Here is a 13,220-nt window from a genome sequence, read left to right as displayed (position 1 = left end):
GGTTTTAATATCATTTTATAGAATTAAAAAGTTAAAAATGTTAAAGAAGCTGGTTCCCTTTTGTTTTTGGGCTATTTTCGTGAGCATCAGTAATTTATTAAAACTTTAATATTTCAATTATGAACAAACGCTACTTATTTTTATTGCTGCTTTTCGGCCTGACGTTGTCGGGTGTGCAGGCACAGTCTTTTATGCATCCTAAAAAGCATAATTTCAGTATCGGACCAATAGCTGGTTACGATTATGATATCAAAGGTCCCATCTATGGTGGCGGATTAATGTATGAGTTTCGCCCGTTTAAGAACGTCGGGTTTACAGCCGGATTTAATTATGAACAAACAAGAAAAGATTTTACGGAATCCAGCCTTGGGGACGAGACGTTACGCCACGAGGTATACGCGCTTCATGTCGGGGCTAGATATTATATCGGTGATTTTTACCTTGGCGGTGCATTAGGCGCTGGGCATGATAACGGTACTTTCAAAACGGCAGATGGTGGTGAACGTAGTGGCGGGAGTGCTTATAGTTTATATAAAAGCGTAGGCGCGGGGTACCAGATATCGTTGCGGAACCAAGATGCTATTGAGGTGGAAGCAGGAACATTCGGCACATCAAATTCTATGAAAGTCGGCGGAACGGTAAGATATAAGTTTAGGAGATAAGGGAACGATTCGGATATGATCGGCGGGGAGTTACATCCCCAGCCGTTTACTAATATGCTGCTGTATATGATGGAACAGCTGTTTGGGTTTTAGTGTTCGCCAAGGAAAACTATTGAAATCGCCGCCAAAGTGGATGTAGTAATCAATCCCTTGGGTCTGAAACTCGTGGATAACATGATCCCGAAAGTTAATGGCTACAATCCAGCCGTCCTCAATGTCCTGGAACCACTCTTCATAATAGGAGTCGTCTGAACTATGAAAGTTGAGGACGTTTTCGCCAATAAGTAAAAACTTGTTGATCCCCTCCGCAATCATGATGTCGATTACTTCCCTTTTTAAGAGCATAATATCATTGTAAATAGTGTCGTTCCATTCGCCAATCAACTCCATAACGACAAATCCCCTGTCATAGTCGGCATATAGGATTTTTATATACAGGGTGAGCGAACCGAACTGGTCCCATTGGGGGTGCAACAGAAAGTTATAGATTTGTTTGTCGAATTCAAATTCACTATATATCATGCCATAGAAAGGCGATTTTTCGTCTTCCGAGGCGATATAATAGTCACGCCAATTATAATATGGTTCTATCTCGTGCAAAGCAGATCTTTAAGTTGTTGTCGTTTAACCGCAGTAAGCGCGAAGCTCATTGCCAGCAACAGCAAAGGTACAAAACCGAGATGTAAATAATTGTTAACGCACAGAGCAATAGAAAAATAAGTCGACGAAAAAAAAATATCACGTAGATTTTACGTACATCTTGTGAACAAAACGTTTTTTTCTACGTATATTATTCGCATACATGTTAATTTATCACGCAATATTTGAGAAAACTATTTTAATTTTGCAACCGAATTTTATCCATGCAAAAAGGTACTAAACGGAACATTTTTGTCGCAGCTACTTACGCAGCAGTATTGCTCTTGGGCATACTGTTGGGGCAGAACTATGTCGATGAGCAAGGGAATAAACCAGTTAACAGTTTGGTGCCTATCGGGTTTTCTAGTAATACTTGGAAAGTACAGCAATTGTTGGACCTTATCGCTGAAACTTATGTCGATAGTGTAGATATTGATTCGGTGCAAAATGGGGCCATTAATCATATCATCTCCCATTTAGACCCCTATTCTAGTTATTTAATTCCTAATGAGTCACGACGTCAGACAGAAATCTTGGAAGGAACGTTCGAGGGTATCGGTATGGAGTACTTTAATCTAAACGACACGTTGATGATCGTATCGTTGATTAATGGTGGACCTGCTGATAAAGCCGGTTTCCGAGTAGGGGATAGATTGCTGAAGATCGGTAATGAGCCGGTAGCTGGGATACATATTTCCAGAGAAAGCGTGGAGAAACTGATTCGTGGCCGTCGAGGAACATCGCTCAGTATTCACGTGAAGCGTGATGGTGAAGAGATGGATACACCGATCAAGGTGGTGCGTGATCAGGTTACAGTAAGTTCACTGGATGTGGTTTATATGATTGAACCGGGTATAGGTTACGTAAAAGTAAGGCGATTCGGTATTAACACCGCCGAGGAATTCCGACAAGCCATTATTGGACTGAAAAAGCAAGGCGCTCGGAAGCTTGTTCTCGACCTTCGCGACAACGGAGGAGGTTATTTCCACATGGCCATTAAGTTAGCCAGTGAGTTTTTCGCAGATAGACGTCTTATCGTGTATACCGAAGGGGCGCATGAAGAACGACGGGAATATTTTTCTGATAGTATACAGGGAGGTAATTTCGCTACGGGCGAATTAGCGATACTCATTAATGAAAATACAGCTTCGGCGAGCGAAATTGTTGCGGGTGCTATACAAGACTGGGATCGCGGAACGATTATCGGAAGGCGTTCGTATGGAAAGGGTATTGTACAAGAGCAATTTGATTTTTCGGACGGTTCCACGGTAAACTTGAGCATCGCCCGTTATTTCACGCCGCTTGGGCGTAGCATACAAAGGAAATACATGGCAAACTGGTCGAATATGATCGATTTTAACAACATGTATGAAGGGTTATGGGCGCTCGATACCCTATATACACATGGAAAAACTTATGAAACAAAGGCGGGAAAACAGGTTTATGGCGGAGGGGGGATACTGCCCGATATCCATGTGTCACAGGATTCCAATGCGTTGAGCCTATTCTACCAGGATTTAATACAGTACAGCTTTATCGAACAGTTCGTCTATACCCGGTTTACCAAACAGGCACCCGCTTATTCTATTGAGAATTTCTTGCAGGGTTATCACTTGCCTGACAATGAATTTCACGCGTTCATTGACTTTGTACGGGAAGAAGGGTTTGTAATCTCCGATCGTAAGAAAAACGAATTAAGAGAGCTCATTGAAACGGATATAGAAGCTTTAGTAGGGCGTTTCTATTTTGGTCGTGAAGCTTATTTCAAAGTGAAGAATCGAAATGATAATTTTGTGCGAAAAGCCCTAGAATTTTTTGGTGCGGAAAGTGGCTAATTACTTGGTCGTTTTTTGTTGTATTTGAATGCGTAATTCTAATGACGATACCTTTTCCATTAGAAGGTCTCTATGGCGGGTTACTAGCGAATTCTTCTCTTCGAGCTCGCGCACCTTGTCTTGTAGGACTATGATTCTCTTTAAAAGCGAATTTTCTCTTAATATATCTAAAGATCCATCATGATTATATCGTTCAGCTGTTTCACTTACGGTATTAAATAAGATGTCCAAACGCTGTTCGGATTCTGTTTTCGGCGTTTTCAGTAACGGCATGGTCTTTTTTATCCAGGCGGTCATCGTCCGCTTGTCCTTTACGTTATATTTTATCATGGCCTCTTCCAGAAGTAGCTCTCCGGTAATAATAGCTGTAACGGCTTCTATTTGAAGTTCCTGTTTAGATTTCATTTGATCAGCTTGAAATTCTTAACCTCTGTCCCTCATCCAGGTATTGAAATCAACGTCGGAAGGAATATTGAATTTCTTACGTAGTCTGTTTTTCCTTATTTGTACCGCTCGGGTCGTTACAAAGGTATACTCCGCGATATTTTTTGTGGAAAAGTTAAGGAAAGCCATCGCACAAAACTCTAATTCCGTATTCCGAATCTTGGGATCTATCGTTTTTAACGCTTGAATAAACTCCGGATATAATTCGGTAAATAGCGCCAAAAATTCCGGGCTATTGTTGCGAGCAAGGACTAGGAGATCGTTAAATTTATTCTCTTGAATAGCTGTGCTAAGAGCTTTATTGAGTGTTTCTTTTTCACTTAATACAACCTCCTTTTCCTTCAGAACATAGCGATTCCTCTGAGCTCGCCAAAGAAAATAAACGGAGAGCAGGAGAGCGAACATCAAAATGGATATAATGATGCTCCGGTATTTATTACTATTCCTATTTTCGGCTTTATCTCTAGCATTTAATATGTGGCGTAGCGCTGTATCGATTGCCTGTTTATTCTCCATTTCCAAGGAGTCGTTCAGCCGGCTGTACGCCAACAAGTATTGATTTGCTTCTTCCTCGCCAAGATTATACATCCTATAAAAATCCGATAGTCGTTTGTATTGGTTTCGAGTGGCACTTCGGTCTCCTATTTGGAGGGTATTTGCCAGTGCCTTATGATAATAAGCGGCTGCCTTTTGATAATTTCCTCGTTCTTTTTCGAGCTTTCCCAAAAAGATCAAGGTATTGAAGTAGACCGGTACATTATACTCTTCCACTGTGATAAGGGCGCTGTCGAGATACGCTTGTGCCTTTTCGTAGTCTTTCTTCTTAGTAAAGAGCCAACCGAGATCGTCATAGGTGTTTACGTATTGTAGATAAACATTCTTATCCTTTTTTTCCACTGTATGAAGTAAATGCAGTTGCAGAAAGCTGTATTTTTCGACAGAGTCCATTTCTGTCGCTTGCTTGAATGTATACGTCAGGTTACTGTAGAGATATAATAAAGACATTATTTTCGTCTCTCCTTCTAAAGAGCCAAACAATCTCTGTTGTTCTCGATATTCTCGAAGCGCTAGTTGATCTAACTCTAGTTTGGAATAGGCTTTAGCTCTAAGACGATAGATTTCAGACTGAACAATTGGTCTGCGCTTATAATAACTCGTTTTTTGAATGTCGTCAAGATGTTTCAGTCCCTCTTTCAATAAGCCTATATTCAGCAGTGCGTCCGCTATCATAAAATGAGCTTCGCCTTTACCTTTATCGTATTGGTGTTCGTTGGCTAATTCGAGTGCTTCCAGTGCCTCCTCCAGTGACGGTATAAGCTGGATGGTAGTATGATGCTCCCATGCTTTGTCTAAAAGAGAATCGATTTTAGCGATGATGGTATTGTTCTGTGCTCTGGCGTCGATAACGACGAACGCGAGTAGGCACAATAACTGATATTTTAGAGAGTTATAGTTAAACGTACTACTTAAATAATACATGTTATTTAATAGGGGGAGTTATCTTTAGTGGGTAATTTAGTCAAAAAGAGCTTGACATGGACAAGGCCATGCCAAGCGCAACCAATAGTACATACGATCACCGACTTAAAAATCATTTTTAAGTCGTGTGATAAGGGTAGGTGATCGGCTAGTTTAAATCTCTGACACAGCGGATTTTCATACCCCAGTCAACGGTTGAGAACCCACCATCACGGTTAGAAACGACACTATACCAATTGCCTGTTTCTGGATGTGTGCCGGCCCATAGAATCCACAAGGGAGTTGTAGACCAGCGCCAGCCTTCTCTCGGTTGACCGATGGCGCTGGGATTCGAAGGTGTTTTGCGACCTGTCTCTGGGAAGAATAGACCTTCCTCATCGATGGTGGGGTACCAAGCGCCATTTATGCCGTTAATCGTGCGGGGCTCCGATATGTCGTCTTCGCTGCGTAAAATATCAAAATCTTCTTTGGTCGGAGTACGCCATTGATTACCGTCCATCACCAAAGCACATGGATCACCTAAGTTCGCAGCAGCGCGATCAAACTCCCGACCGTCTCCGTACGGATATAGATGTCCAAATGGGAAATAATTGCCGTCGCCGGGGTTTTGCGAGAAGCTGTATACGTCTGTACCGCTGTCATAAATAAGATCGCCTTCGGCCCAGATTAATCCACCGATATCTTGTGGGTGTTTTTTGATGGTAATGTTTAAATCATATCGCTCACCAGGAATAATAGTGATCCCGCCGATTTCCACATTGTTTTTGATTACGTCTCCAATTTTGATCGCCCCGATTTTGAGAACACCGTTTGCCGTGGCAGGAGTAGCGACAATTGTCGGTAAAGACGTAATGCTAGTACTGCCTACGGCTCCTAGTTGAACAGCAGAACCGGTTGTGCTCAAGTTATGGTACGTTAGCGTTCCGTCTGTGAATTCCAGATCTGCTTGATCGTAATGTGGGGCTAAATAAAAATCGTCTGCCACTTCAATTGACCCGATTTGGCTTCCATCTATGGCCGTCGTAATTTCACTGAACAGGTGTTTCAATGTGATATTCAAGGTGTTTTGCCCACCAGTAACCACTTGGTCAATTCGGGTGTAGAGAAGATCTGCTGTTCCGGCAATACCTTCTATTTTTGTTGCCGATAAAGGAGCTGTTCCCGCGGCGGGTAATGGATCCGAATTGTTTAGTGAATAGGTGATAAATGTATAAGATTGATCTGCGACCAATTCGAAGGGTTCTGGCGTACTGCCACCCACGGTATAATCTGTATGGTCAACGTAATTTCCATCCGCATCATAAACGACCACCCCATACGTAACACCTGTGGGTAGTGGATTGGCTGCTGCTTTGAAGGTTGTGCCTGCGGTCTTTGCGACATTTGCCCTAGATAAACCGGCCACATCGGATGCTTGGTCGGTCCTCTGTTTTCTGGATAGGGTTGCCTGCATGTAATACTCGTTATCCATTCGAATACTTACGGTCTGACGGGAGAGTGCGGATTTATTTGATGTGGCTTTTTTTGCAGAAGAGGCCTTTAGGGCACCTGTTTCTACGTTCTCAACACCGGAAACGAATACCTGTACTTTGGCTACTTTATCCGAATTGACAGTGTTTTCTTCCTTTGAACATCCTGTGAACAATACAAAGGTAATGACCATACCGATAGCTAACTTCAGTGTTGGCCGATGTAGTATTTTTTTCATTTATTTTTTGGTTTGATAAGTTTTCTTGACTTAAAGTGTGTTAGTATTAAAAAACAATTACCAGTTAAGTTCTTTGTCCTGAGCAGATCCTTGATTCCATTCTTCAGTAACGGCCCCCGAGCCTATACTCCCCGATCCAGATGCTATCGAATATTCCATAGCGATTGATACTACTTGGATCGTTGGCGGCATATAGGTCAGTTTTGCTTCTGAAATGTCGACACCTTTCATTTTGGGTTTGTTTGATTTTTCCATTGTTGTTTGTTTTTGATAACCTGCGTTTTGCGAAATATCGTTTCTAATTTTATCGCGAATTTGCTGACAATAATAGTATTTAGATGTTCGGGTGCAAAAAAAGGGGTATTCACATAGATATCACACTTTTTTAACTTATTGTCTGTTAGATTGTTATATATGATTTGTTGATCGGCGGGTAGGTACCATAACTACTACGATATTTACCGAAAAAAGTAAACAAAAAAGGGCTAACCTTTCGGAAAGCCCCTTGCTTATAGTATAAATTATATTGTTACTAGTTTAGTTTTGAACGCATCGGATTTGAACTGCTTCCGTAGCGCTAGCTGCTCTCCAACCAGAACCATATCCAATATCTCTTGCCACCCCTGTTAAATGAAACGTTATGTATCCTCCGGCGGTCGCTGAAGTTAAGTAGGCAGCTTCCCGACCCACCGTGGCTCCGATATTGTCATTTGGGTAGTAACCACCGTAAGGAAAAAATAGGTACTGGTCTCTGTTTTCGCCCGGATGTGTTACCGGATGAGTCAGGACACCAAAAAACATACCCAGATCTGTGCTCGGTGTGCCATCATAATGATCTACGTACCTCGCTGGAGGACTCCATGATTCCGGACCTGGATTATCGATTCCTCCCGACGCAGTGCGGTCCAGTAAATCCTGTAGCTCTGCTTGTGTTGGCAGTCTCCATGAGCCTGAAGAAACTAAGGTACAAGGATCACCGTTTCCGCCATTTGTAGCATCCGATCCTTGATTTGTACCGTCTAAACGCTTTGGTAACAAGCGATCCGGGAACCAATAGTCTCCTGCTGCATTATGCGCTTCACCAAAATAGTATTCACCGGTCTCAGGATCATAAGTAAGATTACCCGACGACCACATCGAACCCCCGATATCAATCCCTTGTTCTTCTTTATCGCCCAAATTTAATTCTAGTATATATTGAACCCCGGCCCTTAGTGCCCAACCACTACTGGTAATAGATCCCCGAATGTTATTAATAGTCACACCCGGCAGTTCAACGATACCATTACTTGTATTTTCTACCGCGATCATAGTCGGGTTGCTCGTCCATGTTTGGCCTTCGGTTTGACTCGTAAAATTAACTGTTGCTGCTGTTGTTTCTGCGCCGAAAGCAACAACACCTGTTTCCTCGTTAAATGTATAAGCCTGGTTTGGAGCGAGAGTACCTACACTAATAGCATTAATAGTACGTCCCGAACCTGCATTGAATACGACGGTTACTTCCGTAAGTTTATGCTCCAATACGATATCAACGGTGTTGCTACCGGCTGTTATCGCAACCTCTTTATCCCACCACAAAGGATCCTGATCGGCGGAACCTTCTTCAGCATGAGCGTCTCCGTAGGCAAATGCTTGGAATGTGTAGGTTTTTCCACCTTCTAGTGTAAACTGTTCCGCATTACCTTCGCCTTGTGTATATATTTTTTCATCTACAAGCGTAGCACCGTCGTATACGCGAACAGTATACGCTGTACCGGCGTCTAATGCGAGGATCTCTCCCATGCCGGTAGCCGTAGTTTCCGCACGGTTTGCAGAAGCACGTAATACCGGTGCTGTAGCAGGAGTTACTTCTCTTAAGGTCGCCGTAACGTTATATTGTTCATTAAATTTGGTCACTTGGCGTTGTACAGCTGGTGTAACGATGCTTTTACCAGTGCCGGCGGAAGAACGTAGACCTAGATTACTGTTGTTTGCACTAGCGCTAATACCTTTCATGTTGATGCTTACCGTCGCTTCTCCAGCGGCTAAATCTGATGTGCCATTGTCTTTTTGACATGAAGAAGCAAGAACCGTAACGGCCATAAACACAGCCAATAGCGTTTTTATGTTATTGTATTTCATTGTTAATAATTTCGAATTTGAGATGTTAAATAAAATTGAACGTAGCAGTATAACCAAACACCAAATTACCAGTGGTTGTTTTGTACTTCTTGCGTTTGTGTTTCCGTGGTATTCCATTGCTGGCTGGCTGAAGGTGCCGCTGAACCAGAAGCAATCCCATATTCCAATTCTATTTCGATTGAACGAAGTACAGGTGCTTCATAGCTTAATTTAATGTTCGGATTTTTTGTTGAACTTTTGGTTTCCATGACTTTTATTGTTGTTTCGATTTGTACTGTCCCAAGTTCCTAATCAGGAACGTGTGGTCTAAATTTTGGTGCGAAGTACGCTGTTTTAAAACGAAATTTTGTACTGAGAAAGGTAGGGATAGCATGATTTTGTTATGATTTTGATGCTGTATAACAAAACCGTGCTATGGTTGGTGAAGTATTTGTAGATGAAAATTTACATTTGGGAATTGTATAGACTATGTTAGGAAAACATAGGTATAAAATAAGGATATTTGTTCAATTGATGAAAGGATTAACACACGCTGTCATTTTGGATGACCACCAATTGTTTGCGGATTCTTTTGCATTATTGCTGCAAAGGTTCGGTGCTTTTGACGTCGTTTCTTCTTTCAGCAAAGCGGATAAATTTTTTGATTTCCTGCAATCTTTTGGTAATCAGAAGCTCTGTATTTTTTTAGATTATTACCTGCCGGAGACCAATGGGCTCTCCTTATTAAGCGATATTAAGAGGATAAATAAGCAGGCGAAGATTATATTTATCACCAGTGCAATTGCACCTAATGTCATTAGAAATATCCTGCAGTATAGACCGAATGGGATACTTAGTAAATCTGCTGGTATTCAGGACCTCGTTAAATGCGTAGAAACTGTCGAAGGAGGAAGAGCATATGTCGATCCTCAGTTTGAGCCGTTTTTAATGCAACGAAGCGAACGAACTGCGACTCTCACGCCGAGGGAAATCGAATTACTAAAGCACTTCGCACAAGGGAATAGTATTGCGGAAACAGCCACCAAAACGTTCTTAAGTCCGCACACGGTTGTGGCCCATCGTAGAAAAATGATGGCGAAGGCCAATGTGCAAACTATTGCACAGATGCTAACCTACGCTCGGGATAACGAGTTGATTTGAAGTTTTTTTATAACTGTTCTACAGTATCAATTTCAAACCAAAAACTTGTTCCTCGACCTAGAATGCTTTTCACAAATAATTTACTGTTATTCAATTGAAGGTAGTGTATGCATATCTGTAGCCCCAAGCCAGATCCTTCTTCATTATTAGTGCCAAGTCGGCGGGCGTAGTTGGGTGTCGTAAATAGGTTTTCGATTGTTTCTGCAGACATGCCTATGCCGGTATCCGCTATATGAATTGTCACACGCCCATCGCCAGCTGTTGGTGTCGTGCGGATACGGACACTCCCTCCGGGTTTTGAGAACTTTATGCCATTATCAACTAAATTACGAATGACGGTCGCAACGGCTTCTTTGTCTGCATATACTTGGGTGTTTATGGTAGGTTCTATTATTAATTGAATATTTTTATGGTGTGCTTTCTGTTGATACAATTCGACTATGGATTGTGACACCTCTTGTATAGAAAAGCTTATTTTTTGCAATTGCGCGTAATTAAGCTGCAGCTTTACCCACAAAAGTAAATCGTCTATAAGAGGAATCAAATTATTCACATCTTTATGTGAAGAGGACATCAGTTGTTGGATTTCTATAGGTGACAAATGCTTGTTTTCAAAAAGAAACAGTACATTTTGCAGACTGACTATAGGATGGCGGATATCATGCGCAACCAAGGAAATCAGCTGTTCTTTAAAATGATTGGATGCTTCTAGCTTGGCGTTTTGTTCTTCAAAAAAAACGTTTGTCTCTTTCAGAATAAGATTTGTTCGGCGCTTTTGTCGGATGTTGCTCGCAAACAGCAAGGCAATGATAACCAGTATGCATACGAGCACAATGGCAGCATATAACCACTGGTTTTGCCTTTTCAGTTGCATGTTGTGCAAAAAAGAAGTTTGCTCTAAACCTTTTCGGTATTTATATTTTTCTTCCATGCGTACGAGCTCCTCCCTATTTTGTCGGCTGTAGAGGCTATCCGACGCTAAAGCTGCTTTTTTTAGGTAGTGCATTGCCATTCGATAGTTCCCCTTTTTTTCATACAAATCGCTCAGTTGTTGGGCTGATGTCTGGATATAATAGAACTGTTGCTGCTCGTTTGCCAGCTTATTACTTTTTGCAGCGTAAGTGTAGGCGGTATTTGTGTCTCCAACTTCTAGGTAACAGGTTGCTAGATTGTTCATCAGTCGGAGATATTCGGTTTGCTCTCCTGTCGATTCGAGCGTTTCCTTAGCCCTTAAGAAATAATGCAGCGCGGTTTCGGTATCTTTTTGCTCCATAAAGAAAGCGCCGAGAGACTGAAGAGCGTTTCCTATAGCCTTTTTATTGTCCTGTTTTTCGGCTAGTGCTAGCGATTGTAAGTAGAATTCTTTAGCCTTTTTGAAGTCACTTTTTTTGAGATAAAGATGTGCTATGTTTCCCAGTATGAATGTAGAGCGGGTGGTGTCACCGTTTGATTCGTATAGGTGTCGGCTTTTTTCGTAAAAAGCTATGGCCTCGTCATTTTTGAATTGATAATGATATACCATGCCGATGTTATGATTTGCATGTGCTATCGTATTGGTGAGGTCGTTTTTCTCTGCAATCTCCAAGGCTGTATATAGGTTTTCCAGCGCTTCATCGTGCGCACCCAATGCGAGGTAGGGCATGGATACGTTGCTGTGTAGTTGTGCCTTGTACGCATCGTTACCTAATATTTCGGCAAGTGATACCGCTTCTTTATAGGATTGTGCGGCTGCCGTATATTGTCCTTTTTCGTAATAACCGATGCCTAAATTTCGATAAGCTACCATCTGGCCTTTCATGAAGCCGAGATTCGTACTTATCTCTAGCGCCCGTTTAGCTAAACGGAGCGTGGAATCGGGTTTCGACGACCAAAACGTAGGGGCTTTTTCGTTCAGTTTATTGACAATCAATGTGTCTTTTGTGAGTGAAGCTCCCTGTTGTATGGCATTTACGGAATAAATATGTACTATTTGAAATAGCAATATGATTAAAAAACGTCGATTTTTTAAAATCGGTAGATACATCTGGTTTGATAGATAGATTATGAGAAGGTAAAAGTACTATTTTGTCCTCTAAAAGATAGTTAGAGTCTAATATCTGCAAAAATGGGGTAATGATCGGAAAGTTCCCGCTTGATCACCCGATAATTTTCGACGTGAAACTGTGGGCTGCAGAAAATATAGTCAATTTGAAAAAGAGGAAGCATCTCGTAATGGGTGACGCCCCATCCCTGACCTTTTTCCTGAAAGGTGTTTTTCATTCCCTTTCCTATGAGGTTCACACTGTATGACATCGGCGTGTCATTGAAGTCGCCCATGATAATAATTGGGTAATGTGTTGTCATAATATGATCGCGGAGAGCCTCTGCTTGTCGGCTTCGACGTTCAAAAGCATACTTCAATTTTCGGCCGACGCGTGTGGTAGCATGTTCTTCATTTGGTGTAGCAGATGGATTCTGGATAAACTCTTTGTCTTCCGTCTGTAAGCCAAAAGAGCGTAAATGTACATTATACACGCGGACAGTGTCTTGGTTCTTTACAATATCGGCGAAGGTAATGCGGTTAATGCCGTACTCATTTTTGGTAATGGTCCCGGAATGGATAATAGGATACTTAGAAAAGATGACCTGCCCGTAACCCTCATGCTCGCTTTTGGTTGCTGGTTCAAAAAAATAATCTTGAAGCCCGCTTTCCGCTAGGATACGGTCGCTCATTTGTTTGGTGCCTTTTATCTTTGTGAAGAATTCTTGCATGCACAGGATATCAGGGTCTATATCGCTTATAAGCGATACCACTTCATTCCGGATGGTTGTAGAGGGAAGCTTATTTACTTCATTGAAAAGGTGAGCGTTGAAACTCATGACGCGTATATCTTGTTTATTTTTATCCGCATTCGAGACCTTAGGACGAAAACCTATATGCTGGGTAAGCAAATTCCAGCCGAGCAGAAGAGGAATCAAGGTATAGAGCGTGTACAACGGACGGCGCAGTAACCAGTATAATATAAAGCCGATATTGACTACTAAGATCGGAAGGTAGCCCAAGCCGAAGAAAGGTAGCAACCAAACTGTTTTAGGGTTTATGAAAGATGCTGCATAGCTCAATATCAAGAACATTACGGCAACCATATTGCATATAAATATCGCTTTACTGAAGAAACCTAGATTTTTTTTGAAGAGACTCCTCCTTGCCAT

Annotated in this window: 12 protein-coding genes; 3 read left to right on the top strand and 9 right to left on the bottom strand. The window is 41.9% G+C overall.

Annotated elements, in window-relative coordinates; genetic code table 11:
* Positions 1 to 119 precede the first annotated feature (119 nt).
* A complete protein-coding gene (locus C5745_RS01795) occupies positions 120 to 662 on the top strand; it encodes an outer membrane beta-barrel protein (RefSeq protein WP_105715217.1) in 543 nt (180 codons plus the stop codon).
* A gap of 30 nt (positions 663 to 692) precedes the next feature.
* Here the strand turns inward: C5745_RS01795 and C5745_RS01790 are convergent, their stop codons facing one another.
* Entirely contained in the window at positions 693 to 1,262 is a 570-nt protein-coding gene (locus tag C5745_RS01790) for a hypothetical protein (RefSeq protein ID WP_105715216.1), read from the bottom strand.
* Between the two features lie 263 nt (positions 1,263 to 1,525).
* On the opposite strand from C5745_RS01790, the gene C5745_RS01785 reads away from it, so the two are divergent.
* Positions 1,526 to 3,136, top strand: a complete 1,611-nt coding sequence (locus tag C5745_RS01785; protein WP_105715215.1) for a S41 family peptidase — start codon at positions 1,526 to 1,528, stop codon at positions 3,134 to 3,136.
* Here the strand turns inward: C5745_RS01785 and C5745_RS01780 are convergent, their stop codons facing one another.
* The 6 genes from C5745_RS01780 to C5745_RS01755 form a co-directional block, all read right to left on the bottom strand.
* A complete protein-coding gene (locus C5745_RS01780; RefSeq protein WP_105715214.1) occupies positions 3,137 to 3,541 on the bottom strand; it encodes a hypothetical protein in 405 nt (134 codons plus the stop codon).
* Positions 3,542 to 3,559: 18 nt separating this feature from the next.
* A complete protein-coding gene (locus C5745_RS20410; RefSeq protein WP_207795685.1) occupies positions 3,560 to 5,059 on the bottom strand; it encodes a tetratricopeptide repeat protein in 1,500 nt (499 codons plus the stop codon).
* Between the two features lie 148 nt (positions 5,060 to 5,207).
* Positions 5,208 to 6,767, bottom strand: a complete 1,560-nt coding sequence (locus C5745_RS01770) for a fimbrillin family protein (RefSeq protein ID WP_105715213.1) — start codon at positions 6,765 to 6,767, stop codon at positions 5,208 to 5,210.
* Between the two features lie 57 nt (positions 6,768 to 6,824).
* Entirely contained in the window at positions 6,825 to 7,022 is a 198-nt protein-coding gene (locus C5745_RS01765) for a hypothetical protein (protein ID WP_105715212.1), read from the bottom strand.
* Positions 7,023 to 7,304: 282 nt separating this feature from the next.
* Complete coding sequence (locus C5745_RS01760; RefSeq protein WP_105715211.1) at positions 7,305 to 8,888, bottom strand: fimbrillin family protein; 1,584 nt, start codon at positions 8,886 to 8,888, stop codon at positions 7,305 to 7,307.
* Between the two features lie 65 nt (positions 8,889 to 8,953).
* A complete protein-coding gene (locus C5745_RS01755) occupies positions 8,954 to 9,136 on the bottom strand; it encodes a hypothetical protein (protein ID WP_105715210.1) in 183 nt (60 codons plus the stop codon).
* A 265-nt stretch (positions 9,137 to 9,401) separates the two neighbouring features.
* On the opposite strand from C5745_RS01755, the gene C5745_RS01750 reads away from it, so the two are divergent.
* Complete coding sequence (locus tag C5745_RS01750; protein WP_165792989.1) at positions 9,402 to 10,028, top strand: response regulator transcription factor; 627 nt, start codon at positions 9,402 to 9,404, stop codon at positions 10,026 to 10,028.
* Between the two features lie 7 nt (positions 10,029 to 10,035).
* Here the strand turns inward: C5745_RS01750 and C5745_RS01745 are convergent, their stop codons facing one another.
* Entirely contained in the window at positions 10,036 to 12,009 is a 1,974-nt protein-coding gene (locus C5745_RS01745; protein ID WP_165792988.1) for a tetratricopeptide repeat-containing sensor histidine kinase, read from the bottom strand.
* 101 nt (positions 12,010 to 12,110) lie between these two features.
* Positions 12,111 to 13,220 carry an endonuclease/exonuclease/phosphatase family protein gene (locus tag C5745_RS01740; protein WP_105715207.1) on the bottom strand — a complete coding sequence of 370 codons (1,110 nt, stop codon included), beginning with the start codon at positions 13,218 to 13,220 and terminating at the stop codon, positions 12,111 to 12,113.

It is taken from the genome of Sphingobacterium haloxyli (assembly GCF_002980525.1).
GTDB classification, from domain to species: Bacteria; Bacteroidota; Bacteroidia; order Sphingobacteriales; family Sphingobacteriaceae; genus Sphingobacterium; species Sphingobacterium haloxyli.
The sequence above is the reverse complement of the archived record's forward strand: the minus strand, read 5'-3'. Positions and strand labels throughout refer to the sequence as shown.